The sequence below is a fragment of the Ruegeria sp. BHSC029 genome (assembly GCF_059613085.1).
Map to the genome: position 1 here is coordinate 1 of NZ_JBXWRU010000001.1, position 13,844 is coordinate 13,844.

The following is a 13,844-nucleotide window of genomic DNA, read 5'->3' on the forward strand; positions in this document are numbered from 1 at the left end:
CAAGGATTGGAGGCGCGTGGCGACACGCTACGACCGTTGTCCCAAGGTATTCCTATCAGCCATCGCACTCGCGGCAACCGTTATGTACTGGTTATGAATCCTGACCCTAAAGATGGGCGTGAACAACCGAAAGCGCGTGATTGAGAGTGTTCACTGCGAACTCTCTTTGGCTGTCCGGATCATTTAGAGGCAAACGTGCATCTTCCTGTTCTGCCTTGTCGCCCACAGGAAACTTTTCGCCTTCCAATACTGTTCCCCAAACCTGAATGTCCTTGATTGCCATGGGGTCCACCGTCAATGGGTTGTCATCCAAAATAGTGAAGTTCGCACGCTTGCCAGGTTCGATACTGCCAAGGTCCCGTTCAAGACGATGAGAATAGGCGGCGTTGATTGTCACTCCACGCAAGGCCTCTTCGACCGGGACCGTCTGATCCTGTCCTGCTACCCGACCGGAACTCGTCACGCGGTTCACCGCACACCACATTAGGAACAATGGATCACCGGGCGCCATCGGCATATCGGAATGCAATGACCAGGATACGCCCGCTCGATCCAGATCTCCAAGACGGACCATCTCATTGGCGCGTTCAGGACCAAGACCGGTTTTACTGTATTGATCCGCAAGTGCCGTAACGTAGTAGGGATTTGCAGAAACAATCGCACCCAGACGTTTGATACGATCGACCTGATCGGGCGCACTCACAGCAAAGTGCACGATCACCGTTCTATGATCGAAACGCGGGTTTCTGCGTAAGTTTCGCTCTAAGGCGTTCAATACACGGTCCAACCCGGCGTCACCGTTGACGTGAATATGAACTTGGTAGCCGGCGTCCCAATAGGTTTGAAACGCGCGTTCAAAGGCCGGCAGGTCCATCATCCACTCGCCATGGTAATCGCCAAGCGGATCGTCCCTCAGTTGAATGGCAAGGGAATATATCGCACCGTCCGCAAAAAGCTTGACGCTGCCTTTGGACATACTGGTCTTGCCACCATACCAGTCGACAAGTGCTTCTGTCTGTTCGATCACATCTTCAGCATTGTCATATTTGGCGATCAGGCTTTTTCCATCTGGAATGAAGCTCCACCGAAACGGCATTGAGGGTGCGGAGAATACAGCGTTCACCGCATCCTGAACCGGGCGTGCGAGAATGCCGCCGGGCTCGTTGCCGTAGGTCACGCCTTTCGCATGCAAATAATCGCGCATGGTCTCCAAACCAGCGCGAAACTTTTCAGGGGTCGCCACGTATGGCGCAATCAAAGGCAGAACTGCAAACAAACCCTGTTCCCAGAAGTGCCCATGCTCAAAGCTGGATTGCATCTTTTCTGAGTCGGACCAAGCGTCCATGACCTCCTCGGTAACGCCTGCGGCCTCCATTGCAGCTGAATTCAGGATGAATTCGTGGCAAGAGCGTGCCCACACAAAGATAGGTCGTTCGCTGCTGATCTGGTCAAGGTCCGACCGTGTCAATGGACCATAAAATGCAGCGTGGTATCCCCATGTCATGACAGGGGTGTCCGGGTCTTGCTGACCATCAACAGCTTCAGACAACCGTGCCAGAAAGTCATCCTTGTCCACAACGGCGCGTGATAAACCTTGTGGCAAGTCCCAGTCCTCTATCGAAAGAATGACGGACGAAAGGCTCAAGCCGCCCAAAACTGGGTGATCATGCTGGGCGATAAAGCCGGGAACGATGATGTGGTCGGCGAATGTGTCATCAACGGTGAAGGGCTGTTCACCAATCGCCTCTTGAACTTGCTCTCTAGTGCCGGTCGCCAAAACCCGACTGTTTACAACAGCAACGGCTTCGGCGCTTGGAAGGTCGGGATCAAGTGTGACGATCTCGCGCGCCGTAAAAATCGTGACTTCATCAAGATCGAGTATCGCTCCGCCAAGATCGGTCAGCGTGCCTTCTTGCCCGAACAATGTACTCGGAGCAACGAGGATCGTCGTGCTCGTCAAGAAGGACCTAATAAATGCCCGTCTGGAGGTGTTTCCCATGGTGGATGCCTTTCCCTAATGCACTTAACTAACACAAAATACGCAGATGTTTTCAATGCGGTTAACCAAAAGACGCCCGTAAGCCGCACCAGAAGAAACGCTATTCAGAGTTTTGCTGACTTGGAGTCCTTCGAACCGCAGTTCTTGATGGAGGCCAATCGAAGCATTCAGCCTCTGTCTTCCCCAAGCTGTCTTTGGGTTCGATCCGGTTACTCGCTCCATTGCGACCAATGTCTGTTTTGTCCGCAGAGCAGTCATTCGTCCAAACTCTACGAGCACTGCTCGGAGTCATAATCTGACACTCGCCATCGAGTATGCTAAGCTGGATCGTGCGAGGCACACATACATTCAGAAACCGCATCTTTGGGAGGATGGATGTATGATCATGCGCATTTTTCAGGTGACAACGCGGCCGGGAAAAGAAGAGGAAGTTGGCCGCTTTTTTCGCGGCACTGCGATCCCGTTGATGAAAAGCACCCCTGGAATCGTGCACCTTTTTCCGGGCGCGCCGAGAGAGGATACGCCACGAGAGTTCAGTTTCGTTATGGTTTGGGAGAGCTTGGAGGCACTGAAGTCGTTTGTGGGAGAAAACTACCAAAGCCCGCACATCGATCCGATAGAAGCTGACCTCGTCGAGTCTCGATACATCAAGCACTATGACTTGGTCGACGGCTAATCGCGAACGGGAGGATCAGGATGTCGAAGGGTAGGGGAAAATCGCTGCCAGAACGCGTCCTTGGTCTGAACGAACCGAAGGCTGAGGACTTGGCAGCCTTGGAACTCCGGTTGCGAGAGGCGCTGGATCGGCAAAAGGCGACCGCCAAAATCCTGGAGGTCGTCAACAGCTCTATCAAAGACCCTCAACCTGTCTTCAACTCGATTGTTGAAGCGGGTCAAACGCTGTTCCCAAAGTCGACAGTCAGCATTGGATTACAGGACGGCGACAAACTGATTTTGGGAGCAATTTCTGGTCCCGAACCGGGTGGCGTCGAGGCTTGGCGGCGTCGCTTTCCGGCGCCACTTCATCCAGAAACAATCCATGGCCATGTCATTTTGAACGGCGAGGCGATTGATCTGCCGGACGTCGCCGCATCGAAAGACAGGTTCCGTATAGGGGCTGGAAACTTCCTCGCCTCAGGGTTTCAGGCAGTCACCATGGTGCCAATTTCACAAGGAGGACAAACTGTTGGAGCTCTCGCCGTGTTGAGGCATTCAACCGGAAGACTTCAAAAAGAGCAGTTCGATATTCTCACAACATTTGCGGCACAAGCGAACATCGCCTTGGACAACTTGCACTTGCTGAGCCAGATGCGTGAGGCGAATGACACTTTGACACACGTGTCCAAACAGCTTGCCAAATACATGCCACCCCAACTCTACGAGTCAATCATTGCCGGCGACCAACACGCGGCTATCGAAAGCCGCCGCCGAAAGCTCACGATCTTCTTCTCAGACATCGTCGACTTCTCCGAAATCACAGATCATCTCGAAGCCGAGGAGTTGACTACTTTGTTGAATGAGTATCTTTCAGCAATGTCCGAAATTGCCCTGAAGCACGGCGCATATTTCGACAAGTTTGTCGGTGACGCCATGATGCTGTACTTTGGCGAACCCGAAAGCCTCGGGGTAGAAGAAGATGCCGCTGCATGTGTGCGAATGGCAATAGATATGCAACGCAAGCTTGGCCACTTGCAAACGGAATGGCAGCGCAAAGGATTGATCGATCGACCATTTCGCGCTCGCATGGGCATAAACACTGGTTACTGCACTATTGGAAACTTCGGCTCGGAAGACCGGATGGACTACACTGCTATCGGACGCGAAGTGAACCTGGCTGCGAGACTTGAGGCCGAGTGTGATCCAGGAGGTCTCTTACTCGCTGCCGAAACCTATTCTTTGGTAAAAGACTGGCTTCCGGTTGAGGAACGAGAGCCTGTTCGAGTGAAGGGATTTCAAAACCCCATTCGCACCTATGCTGCGACCGCTATTTATGAAAGTGCCGACCGCGATAGCCGCATTATTCACGAGGAAGATGAAGGCTTTTCTCTTACAGTTGATCGTGCTCGCATAAGCAAAGGGGCAATCCTCCGACTAAAGTCCCTTGTTTCAGATCTGGACGACTAGTCAAATTTTCGGTCACGGCAGCTCAGTCCAAAACCTGTGACATCACATATCAAAAATGGCTGCACGACAATCGAAAGGCCAGTTTCCCGCCACGCTGCGACGCCAGGACGGGCTTCATTGAGAAATCGCGTGTGCAAAAGACCGCTTTCACGCGTGCAAGTGGGAACCAATGGCAAAGCCAACCACACTTCACAAGATGGTGAGTAGCAGGCTTGGCAGTCCAGAGCGATGAGTTGCACTAATCGCACCGTGTACTGTGCTAAAAAAGGGCGAACTCGTATCACTTACAGCATCGGGGCATTCGTCATGCGCTTTTCTCTCACCATCGCAACACTCGTTGTCTTGGCCACTCAGTCTTTTGCGCAAGACTCCGTTCTTATCGGGGACGCCCCGCTTCCTGCCGACATTGCAATTGATGTAACGCCAGATTCTCCTTTTCTTGGAATTTGGACGGGGAGATGGGACTCTCGGAGAAGTCATATCCTCGTCGTCGAAAGCCGAGATGAGGATGGGTTGTTCAATGTTGTTTACTCGGTCGGACGTGGCCAGCATGGCCGCGGAAACTGGTTCCGGAGCAAAGCACGTTTAGACGGAAGCACGTTGGTGTTCACCGACAATGACTTCGGGGCGCGCTATTCAATTTCGGGTACGGGGCGACTGCGGGGCATCTATCCAACCGAGGACCGCGTCGCAATACTCGAGCGACAAACCCTCTCAGAAGTCCTCGCGACGGCGACCCGCCAGTGGTTTGAGGTTGGAACGCGAGACTTCCTTACGACGGAACTCCGAGAGGACGGCGCAACAGTCGAGCTTGCTGTGGCTATCTATCCACCTCCTGGTGATGGGCCTTTCCCGTTGGCTCTCGTTCATCACGGCTCAACCGGCTCTGGAACCGATCCGCAGGCTTTTAATCGGTTCTTTTCCAACGACTGGCTTGCGGACGTTCTGAACTCACACGGTTGGATCGCTGCGTTCCCACAGCGCCGCGGTCGGGGTGGGTCCGACGGATTGTATGACGAGGGCTTTGCTGAAGATCGGACCGAGGGCTATTCGACGGAGGCCCGGCTATCTTTGGCAGGGGCGGAACGTGCGCTGATGGATGCAAAAGCAGCGCTGCATGCGTTGCAGGAACGACCGGATGTGAGTGATGGATCGGTTCTACTGATTGGTTTCTCGCGCGGGGGCATTGTTGCCCTTATGCAGGCCGGCGACGATCCGGGAAACACCGCTGGTGTGATCAACTTCGTTGGGGGATGGATGGCAGAGGGCTCCGGTGATCCTCAAATCAATCCGACGCTCTTTCGACGTATTGGAACATTCGATGGGCCGGTGCTTTCCATCTATGGGGAAGATGACATGTTCTACAGCATCGAGCATTCCCTATCCAACCTCACCGCAATGGAAGCGATGGGTGCCAATAGTGAGACTCATATCGTGGCCGTTCCTGGCTACAACAAAGGTCATTGGGTATTGTGGTGGCCGATACTCTGGGAAGAGATCGTCAGCGACTACATCCGGCGCCTCCATGATCAACGTTGAAACAATGAATTGGACTGCGACCCTGTTATCTCCGCGTTTTTTGCCGGATGCTTCGGTGAATTTCCGTTTCTGTCTGGAAGCAAGTTTTACCGATATGATTGGAATTGCAGCTTCTGTCTGCCGAGAAGCCAAACACTGAGTCTTGCGGGAAAACCGCTACGAGCCCGAAGCAGACCGTTGTCATTCTAGTGCCCGCGCCTCAAAACGCACATCAAAGCATGTTTGCAAAAGGCTCATGCAATTGAGCTTTACGTGACAATTCCGTAGGAAAAGACCTCTAAGTCTTCATCAAAACTCCGCAATGAATGCCGCCCCAATTTATGCGGCTCTTCAGATACCAAGCTGACAAAGTCGCCAGTTGCCAAAAGCCGCGCATCCAGTTTTCGCGTCAAGCTCTCTAACCTGCTGACTATCGCAACTGATGTGCCGGTTACCGTAAAATCCAAGCGCTTTTCAGTGCCAACATTCCCGTACACAGCCGCGCCAGTGTGCAAACCAATCCCAAACTCAGCACGGTCTGATGGATCAAGCTCTTTATGCCTTTGGAACGCTTCTCGCGCCGCCGACAGGGCAGCTTCGCACATGTCTTCGGGTAGTCTTCGTTGGCCATCAAAAGGAAAGATCGCAAGCAACCCATCGCCAACGAATTTCAGAACCTCTCCGCCGTGGTCGTGTACCGCCCCGCCGACGCAGTCGAAGAATTGGTTGACGGTCGCGACATATTTTTCCGGTGACAGGCGCTGGCTCAAAGCCGTAGACCCGTGTATGTCACTGAACAATAGAGCGCAGTCAATTTTGCTGACATCTCCCCGGGCTATTTGACCGTTCAATACAGATCGACCGGACACCTTGCCCAAGTAAACCTCCATCAACTCAGCTGCCAGGAACTGCTCTGACAGAACACGCGCTGTACCAAGCAAAGGTAGAGACAGTCGCGACAGACCATCTACCTCACGGTCTGTGAAACCAGAACGACGCTTTGTAGCAAAAGAGACTGACGCCCCCAAAGCCCACTCGACCTTGCCGTCAAATACAACGGTACGATTGCCGAATGGTGCACTGAATACGACGTAGTCGGTGACACCTGCCTCAGCGAGTTTTTGGAATAGCGGAAATCTGTCACGGGTCGCTTCGTCAGTCAGATCTGCTCGCATGAAAGGAAACTTGATCGAGCCGTTCGTAAGGTCGTCCGCCAAGTCCCAGACTTCCTTGTTGAAGTGCTGTTTCGCTATCTCATTGGCCAATTTCGAGTTCTCTCCGAAGGGTGCTTTGTCGAAGAGATCAGTTGTCACCGAGCTTCGTGGAAGAACAGTCCATTCAATTCGATGGTTGGAAGCATCCCATGTTGCGTCGAGCAATCCAATTACAGGGTGCATCATCAGGCGGCCCAAGGAAACACGCGAAACCGGCACGCCACCATCGATCAGCCTGTGACTTAGCTGCTCGACTAGCCCGCCAAGGTCGGCATCAAAAAAGGCCAGCTTCTGCAACCAATCTGCAATGCGGTCGAAAACATCCGCCATAACGTACACCTCTGCCACCATCTTGTTACAGCCGGAGGCTCATGTCATTGGGTTTGTCTTCGAACTCTCATTTCTCTTGCAATGGGTTTGCAAATTCTCACACGCGTACGCTCACGATTTTCAGACGAACGTCAGGTTCGAGTCCTCCTCAGACCTTGATCGCGTGCTCAGCATAGACAACGATTGGCTTGGTCTCTCGGCTGCATTCGACGACAAAGCAAAAGCATGTTTAAGGTTGTCAGCCCGCTTCGCACAATGGAGAATCAAATGCGTCGATCGAACCTGATGCTGCAAATAACTATGGGGGTAATGGGGGGTGCTGCATCTTCCCAACCGCTCTTTGAGGATTCCAAGGCCTTCAATCCTTCCAGCGAAACGGCAATGGCGATTACCGGGCCAGTAATCTTGTCTACCAAGCGGATAGTCTTCGAGACCGGCGCTTCTCTTGATCTCGAGGTTCATGACGCCAAGAGTTCAGGTAATTGGGGCGCGTCTGGTGACGTGCCTTTTGCTCAGGTATTCCGGGTATCAGGTGACGTCGGACCGTTGCGTCAGGGAAACACGCTTTGTGGAGACCAGCCAATCACATTTATGGCGGCCTGGAACGAAGAAAGTTCTGGGTTCGACTATCTCGGCATCGCGATGTTTACGGGTGCGGCAGCGCCTACAAGCGTTGATGACCAGACTATTTGTGCGACCTATTTCTACTCGATGGATGTTTCGGGCTAATTCAGAAGTTGTCCGAGGCTAGCCACTTCGTCCGCAAAGTAGTCACTCAGTGAAGACGCAGCGAACAGAGGATGTGAGCCCCAAGTGACCGATGCTGCGCGATCGACCGACGGCGGCTGTGCGCAGAAAGTTGACTTTGCAAAGTTTCGCGCTCGTCCTTTCGAGGATGAATATCAACTGGCAAATTTCTGCCGGGGATCCGGCTGGGCTCTTTTCATTACCCATTAGATCGCCTTAAAACTATCCGACCCCTCAAACCGTCAACGTAATGTCTTGAAGAACAGCGACAGCAAAGCGAATAAGAAACGGCCGTGCCTGCACGGTACTGCTCGCGCTGCGTTTGCGATGGGGCTTTTTGCTCTTGTTTCTGCCTGCGCTCAGGCCCCAAGCGGCGCGGATCTCGATCCAGAACGTCAGGCCATGGCGTTGCGCGAGGTCTCTCAAAAACAAGCTCGAGGGCAAAGGGTATGGTGCGTACCCTACGCACGTAACCTCAGCGGTATCGAAATTCGCGGAAACGCCAAGGACTGGTGGGGCAAGGCGCGCAATACTTTTGAGCGAGGCAATGAACCGGTTGTTGGTGCGGTCATGTCATTTCGAGCAACCCGAGGGATGCCGCTTGGTCACGTGGCTGTCGTATCCGATGTCGTCACTGACAGAGAAGTCATCGTGAACCACGCAAACTGGCACCGCAACAAGGTATCATTGAAAATGGGCGTCAAGGATGTATCCAAAAACAATGATTGGACATTGGTCCGCGTTGAAAATCATCCGGGCCGGTATGGCAGCTTCTACCCGGTGAACGGGTTTATTTATCCCAAAGTTGGGGAATAGATTAATTCAATTGTGAACCGCACACTATGCGTATCCTACGGATGGGTCACAAGCGGCTCAGTAGTTCACGCAGGCCAGTGGCGGAAAAGGTCCGCAAACCGGATAGTCGTGGCGGTAGAGCGAGTGACCGCATCGAGCCCTCCGTGGAAGTGAAGAATTTACGCAGCGAGCGCTCGCAGCAAGATTACCCACCGCATCGCCGAAAATCACCCGCTGCATGACAGAGGAAAATGCGGACGTTCAGGCAGAACGCAGCGAGATTGCGATCCGAAAGTTCCGCATTCCGGACCAAAACGACCGTTCGCGTCATACTATGCAGCCAGTAAGTCGGATGCAAAATTGCAAAAACTCGCGGCCGTTCACTCCGCCCTCTAAAATCACTTCAACCTTTAGCAATCTCTTACCAATCGAGACACCTTGAAGCTGACATGCAACGCTACCCTCGGCGAATGGCGCGAGCTTGGTGCAGCAAAAAGGCAGCTATTTGGGGCTGGCCGAGAATGCTTTGAGTTTGTTTGATGACGCTTTCTCGAAGTTTTTGAACACCGAAGCGACGACAGATTTTTTGCCGTCGCTTCGCCATTCCGCGAACTCAGTTCAGGACTTTAGGTAGGTGTCAAACCAATCAATGGTGCGGTCCCAGGCCAAGTTTGCCATTTCCTCGTCATACCGAGGCGTACTGTCGTTATGAAAGCCGTGGTTGGCATTCTCGTAGATGTAGGCCTCGTAAACCTTATTGTTGGATTGCAGCGCAGCTTCGAACTCCGGCCAACCTGCGTTGATGCGTTCATCAAGCTCTCCCATCTGAATCAGTAGCGGTGCCTGAATTCTAGCCACATCCTCAGCGGCCGGCTGGCGGCCATAGAATGGCACGCCGGCGGCCAATTCGGGGTAGGCCACGGCAATTGCGCTGACCACACCACCGCCATAGCAGAAACCTACAGCGCCAACTTTCCCAGTACAGTCTTCCCGGTTCAACAGGTATTCGAAGCCATTGAAGAAGTCATTCATCAGCTCGACCCGGTCGACTGTCTTCTGCAACTCGCGCCCATCTGCGTCGTTGCCGGGGTATCCGCCAACCGACGTTAGGCCGTCAGGAGCCAGTGCCATAAAGCCTGCTTTCGCCAAGCGTCGCGCCACATCTTCGATGTAGGGATTCAGGCCGCGGTTTTCGTGTATCACGAGCACCCCGGGCAGGGGTTCTTCCACACCAGCGGGACGAACAAGGTAGCCTCGGACATCACCCGTTCCGTTCGGAGAGGGGTAGGTTATGTAGTCTGCGTGGATATCGGGATCGTTGAACGACACCTGCTGTGCCAGCGCATAGTTCGGGCTGAGCATGTTCAATAACGCGGCAGCCGTTAAGCCGCCAACCGCGAATTTTCCGGCGCGGTCCAGAAATTGGCGTTTGGTGATCTTTCCGTGCGCATAATAGTCGTACAGATCCAGCAGTTCCTGATCGAAGTCTTTTGCGGTCATGCGAGTCATGGTCAATCTCCTGATGAGGTGGCGATTCAATCCGTGGGATACTATCAGTTCAAAGGGTTATGGTTTGTTCTAAGATCTAGGCAGGTCGGCTAAGACATTGCCGTAGCGGTTTCCTTCTTCGTGTGCTGATCGCGCAGAACGTTCTTTTGGACTTTTCCCATGGTGTTTCGTGGCAACTCTTGGACGAGTTCGTAGCGACGCGGATGTTTGAAGCGCGACAGCCTTTCCCTGATGATTGATGCAATCTGATCCGTGTCCAGTTCTACGCCTGGCTCAGCAACCAGAGCAGCAATGATCTTTTCCCCGAAGTCGTTGTCCGGGACGCCAAAGACTGCCGACTCCAGTACGCCATTGATGTCGTTTAAAACGTCTTCGATTTCCTTGGGGTAGACGTTGTAACCGCCAGTAATGATGAGGTCTTTTGAACGACCTACAATCGACAGGTAGCCATCCTCGCTGTATTTGCCCAGATCCCCGGTGATAAAGAACCCATTCTCGCGAAGTTCTGCAGCGGTTTTTTCGGGCATCTGCCAATAGCCTTGGAAAACATTAGGGCCGCGTATCTCGATCATTCCAACCGCCCCTCTGGGCAGTTGCTCACCGGTTTCAGGATCAGTGACGATCACCTCGATGCCGGGCAATGCCATACCAACAGTTCCTGCGCGACGTTCGCCAGTATAAGGGTTTGAGGTGTTCATGTTTGTCTCGGTCATACCGTAGCGCTCCAGGATGCGGTGGCCTGTGCGCGCTTCGAACGCCTGATGGGTTTCGGCCAGCAATGGGGCAGAGCCCGACACGAACAGCCGCATGTTCCCCGCAGTCTCTTTGGTGAAACCGTCATCCGCCAGCAATCGAGTGTAAAAAGTGGGGACACCCATTAGAAGGGTTGAATGCGGTAATTCCTCCAAGATCATTCCAATGTCGAATTTTTCCATGAGCCGAACTTCGGACCCGGCGACTAGTGACGTGTTCATCGCCACAAAAAGCCCGTGCGTGTGAAAGATCGGCAACGCGTGAACCAAGCGATCGTTTTTTGTGATACCCCACAAATTCGCGAGAGCTTGTGCATTGGTCAAAAGGTTCTGGTGGCTCAACATTGCGCCCTTAGAGCGACCCGTGGTTCCCGACGTATAAAGCAAGGCCGCAAGGTCGTCCGGGGCGCGATCAACGGTTTCAAACTCGCGCGGCTGCGTGTCAGCTTGGCGGCTTAAGCTTGATTTTTCACCGCCAAGGGTAAGCAGCCTTGCGCCATACTGATCCGCCAATTTTTTGATCTCAGCTTCGTCTTTGTCGTCGCAGACGATCACCGCAGGCAGGGCGTCAAATGCGAAGTAGTCCAATTCTGCCATTGTGTAAGCAGTGTTTAGCGGCAAATAGACAGCACCTGTCTGAACCGAAGCGGCATAGAGTGCAATCGTATCGGCCAACTTTGGGGCCTGCACAACGATGCGGTCGCCAGGAGAAACTCCGCTGTTCTGCAAAACATGCGCGATCTGCGCAGCGCGTTTCAGAAACGCGTCATATGACACTACCTTTCCGTCATCGAGTAGCAGGAACGGAGCCTCGTTTCCCACGTGGTGGGCAAACAAGCTGTCATAAAGTGTGTTAGTCACGCTGGATTTTCCTCTGGTCTGGCCGCAAGTACTGCGGTTGAAGCCGCGCGCACGGAACGCGAGGTTTCGATTGTGGCGTGCGTCACAAATTCTTCGTGGTGACGTTCAGTCTTTTTCAAGTCGTAGAGGTAATTGACCATTGCGCCGCCGGATTGGGACCGTCCGTTCTGTGACGGATCGGCCCCGGCATGCAGTTCGTGAAGCTCGGCGCCATTGCCCAGGTGAAAGCGGGCCACAGGGTCCAGCGGCATCCCATCCTCGCGCTTGGCGTGTAACAGGTATCGGGCGGCCATCGCCCGCACGTCCTGCGGAGGGGCTGTTCCCGCAAGTACGGCTTCGGCAGCATGGCCATGCTCGGGATGTCCTGTTTCGCCAGCTAGCCACCGGTTCATACCGGGTATCGGAGACAAGGTCACAAATGTGTCGAGGCCCGGAAGCTCTCGCGAAAGTTCGGTCACAACCTGTTTGATCAGCAGGTTTCCAAAGCTGATACCCGTTAAACCCCTCTGGCAGTTTGAAATTGAGTAGAATGCGGCGATTTTGGCCTGTTCTGGTTCGATCGGTTCTCGACCTTCGAACAAAAGCACATCAATCGCGTTCGGAATCTCAGTCGTCAAAGCAACTTCGACAAAAATCAGCGGCTCATCCGGCATTGAGGGATGAAAAAATGCAAAACAGCGACGGTCGGGTGGGAAAAGCCGGCGCCGCAAGTCGTCCAGATCATGAATCTGATGGACGGCCTCATACGCGACGATCTTGTCCAGAACGCGGGCTGGTGTATCCCAGCTGATTTGTTTGAGGACCAGAAAACCCCGGTTGAACCAGCTTCGCAGTAAATGCACGAAATCTACATCTGTGCGCTTGAGTTCGGGGTTGGATTTGAGATAACGCAGCAGGTCAACGCGCATTGCCACAAGCTCTTGCGTCGCGCCGGACGGTTGATTCAGACGGCGCAGCAATTCTTGCCGTTTGGGTTCGGCCGCCTCGCTAAGCCTTTTATAAAGATCGACACTTCTACACTCGGCATAACGACGCGCCGTCTCAGACAGTTGATCCGCGTCTAACTCAAGCTGGTCATTCAAATAAGCGAAGAAGTCCAGTTTTTCCGGGTCGTCCAAGGTCTGGTATCGATCCAGTATCGTTGATGCGAGTGCGAAACCTGATACTTCACCTTCCGCAGACAAGAGTGCTTCACATAGCTCTGATATGGATCGCTTGTCATCCTTGCCCCGCTTTTTGCCGGGGCGGTCGAACAGCTGATCAAGCAAATCGCCCAGAAACCAGTTCCGCTGCATTTCACGACTCCATCTGACTGCTCAGATACTCACCGGTTCGACGGTAATGATCGATCAAATGCCGCGTTGCGCTATCTGCATCGCGATCCAGTGCTGCGTCCAGTATTTCCTGATGCTCTGCGTTGATATCGCGCTTTTTGTAACTCGACCCGCCAGCCGCCAGATATCGATAGCGGATGTTCAGGTCGTAGAGCTGCGAGCAATACCGCAAGAGTAAAGGAAGCCTCGCATTGTCCAACAAGGCCATGTGAAACGCCTTGTGTGCGTCTTCAAAGTCGTGTTCCCCTTTTTGGCTCGCCTTTTTCATATGGTGGTGCCGCAAAACAAGCCTGTCTTCCCAGGCTGAGTCTGCATTGGCGATGGACTTGCGCAACGCGGTTTCTTCAAGACCGCATCGCAACATAAGGATTTCCTCGAAGTTGCATTTGCTTACTGGTGCAGCCCTGAATCCGCGCTGATCAATACGTTCCACCAACATATCCGATGTCAAAAGGCTTAGTGCTTCGCGAACCGGGCTTGCGCCGGTGTCCAGCATCCCGCGGAGCTGTTCAATCTTGAGCTTTTGACCGGGCGGCAGTTCGCCTGTCAGGATCATTTCGCGCAGCTTTCGATACGCACCATGAGTGGCGGATGTCTCTTTGCCCTCAGTATCAAGCATGGCGTCCATATCCGACGGTTCCTATTTCGCGGCAACTACTCT

General features: G+C 53.5%; 11 protein-coding genes and 1 pseudogene. 6 read left to right on the plus strand and 6 right to left on the minus strand.

The features are described from left to right. Positions 1-97: pseudogene (locus tag AC2FML_RS00005) on the plus strand (IS5/IS1182 family transposase); the annotation flags it as partial. A gap of 9 nt (positions 98-106) precedes the next feature. Here the strand turns inward: AC2FML_RS00005 and AC2FML_RS00010 are convergent. Continuing rightward, complete coding sequence (locus tag AC2FML_RS00010; protein WP_496781441.1) at positions 107-1,960, minus strand: amidohydrolase; 1,854 nt, start codon at positions 1,958-1,960, stop codon at positions 107-109. A gap of 418 nt (positions 1,961-2,378) precedes the next feature. On the opposite strand from AC2FML_RS00010, the gene AC2FML_RS00015 reads away from it, so the two are divergent. From AC2FML_RS00015 to AC2FML_RS00025, 3 genes are all read left to right on the plus strand, one after another. Further along, positions 2,379-2,675 (plus strand): putative quinol monooxygenase, encoded by a 297-nt coding sequence (locus AC2FML_RS00015; protein ID WP_496781443.1) that lies wholly within the window; start codon positions 2,379-2,381, stop codon positions 2,673-2,675. 20 nt (positions 2,676-2,695) lie between these two features. Continuing rightward, positions 2,696-4,123 (plus strand): adenylate/guanylate cyclase domain-containing protein, encoded by a 1,428-nt coding sequence (locus tag AC2FML_RS00020; RefSeq protein WP_496781445.1) that lies wholly within the window; start codon positions 2,696-2,698, stop codon positions 4,121-4,123. Between the two features lie 306 nt (positions 4,124-4,429). Next, the gene (locus AC2FML_RS00025; RefSeq protein ID WP_496781447.1) at positions 4,430-5,662 is read left to right on the plus strand and encodes an alpha/beta hydrolase family protein; all 1,233 of its coding nucleotides are present in this window, start codon (positions 4,430-4,432) and stop codon (positions 5,660-5,662) included. Positions 5,663-5,910: 248 nt separating this feature from the next. Here the strand turns inward: AC2FML_RS00025 and AC2FML_RS00030 are convergent, their stop codons facing one another. Beyond that, positions 5,911-7,185 carry an adenylate/guanylate cyclase domain-containing protein gene (locus AC2FML_RS00030; RefSeq protein WP_170339966.1) on the minus strand — a complete coding sequence of 425 codons (1,275 nt, stop codon included), beginning with the start codon at positions 7,183-7,185 and terminating at the stop codon, positions 5,911-5,913. A 267-nt stretch (positions 7,186-7,452) separates the two neighbouring features. Between AC2FML_RS00030 and AC2FML_RS00035 the strand changes: the two genes are divergently transcribed. Beyond that, positions 7,453-7,914, plus strand: a complete 462-nt coding sequence (locus AC2FML_RS00035; protein WP_170357415.1) for a hypothetical protein — start codon at positions 7,453-7,455, stop codon at positions 7,912-7,914. Between the two features lie 345 nt (positions 7,915-8,259). Beyond that, on the plus strand, positions 8,260-8,748 hold the full coding sequence (locus AC2FML_RS00040) for a CHAP domain-containing protein (protein ID WP_496782003.1): 489 nt from the start codon (positions 8,260-8,262) through the stop codon (positions 8,746-8,748). 597 nt (positions 8,749-9,345) lie between these two features. On the opposite strand, the gene yghX is transcribed toward AC2FML_RS00040, so the two are convergent. From yghX to AC2FML_RS00060, 4 genes are all read right to left on the minus strand, one after another. Further along, a complete protein-coding gene (yghX, locus tag AC2FML_RS00045; protein ID WP_496781448.1) occupies positions 9,346-10,236 on the minus strand; it encodes a YghX family hydrolase in 891 nt (296 codons plus the stop codon). A gap of 89 nt (positions 10,237-10,325) precedes the next feature. Beyond that, positions 10,326-11,849, minus strand: a complete 1,524-nt coding sequence (locus AC2FML_RS00050) for a malonate--CoA ligase (protein ID WP_496781450.1) — start codon at positions 11,847-11,849, stop codon at positions 10,326-10,328. Beyond that, positions 11,846-13,144, minus strand: coding sequence for a malonyl-CoA decarboxylase (locus AC2FML_RS00055; RefSeq protein WP_496781452.1), 1,299 nt, complete (start codon positions 13,142-13,144; stop codon positions 11,846-11,848). Before AC2FML_RS00055 ends, AC2FML_RS00050 begins: the two co-directional genes overlap by 4 nt. A gap of 1 nt (position 13,145) precedes the next feature. Further along, a complete protein-coding gene (locus AC2FML_RS00060; RefSeq protein ID WP_496781454.1) occupies positions 13,146-13,811 on the minus strand; it encodes a GntR family transcriptional regulator in 666 nt (221 codons plus the stop codon). Positions 13,812-13,844 lie beyond the last annotated feature (33 nt).

Excerpts from the sequence above, each read along its gene's own strand:
- AC2FML_RS00035 (WP_170357415.1), top strand. The coding sequence starts at position 7,453 with ATGCGTCGATCGAACCTGATGCTGCAAATAACTATGGGGGTAATGGGG.
- AC2FML_RS00055 (WP_496781452.1), bottom strand. The coding sequence starts at position 13,144 with ATGCAGCGGAACTGGTTTCTGGGCGATTTGCTTGATCAGCTGTTCGAC.
- AC2FML_RS00025 (WP_496781447.1), top strand. The coding sequence starts at position 4,430 with ATGCGCTTTTCTCTCACCATCGCAACACTCGTTGTCTTGGCCACTCAG.
- AC2FML_RS00015 (WP_496781443.1), top strand. The coding sequence starts at position 2,379 with ATGATCATGCGCATTTTTCAGGTGACAACGCGGCCGGGAAAAGAAGAG.
- AC2FML_RS00030 (WP_170339966.1), bottom strand. The coding sequence starts at position 7,185 with ATGGCGGATGTTTTCGACCGCATTGCAGATTGGTTGCAGAAGCTGGCC.
- AC2FML_RS00060 (WP_496781454.1), bottom strand. The coding sequence starts at position 13,811 with ATGGACGCCATGCTTGATACTGAGGGCAAAGAGACATCCGCCACTCAT.
- AC2FML_RS00040 (WP_496782003.1), top strand. The coding sequence starts at position 8,260 with ATGGGGCTTTTTGCTCTTGTTTCTGCCTGCGCTCAGGCCCCAAGCGGC.
- yghX (WP_496781448.1), bottom strand. The coding sequence starts at position 10,236 with ATGACTCGCATGACCGCAAAAGACTTCGATCAGGAACTGCTGGATCTG.
- AC2FML_RS00020 (WP_496781445.1), top strand. The coding sequence starts at position 2,696 with ATGTCGAAGGGTAGGGGAAAATCGCTGCCAGAACGCGTCCTTGGTCTG.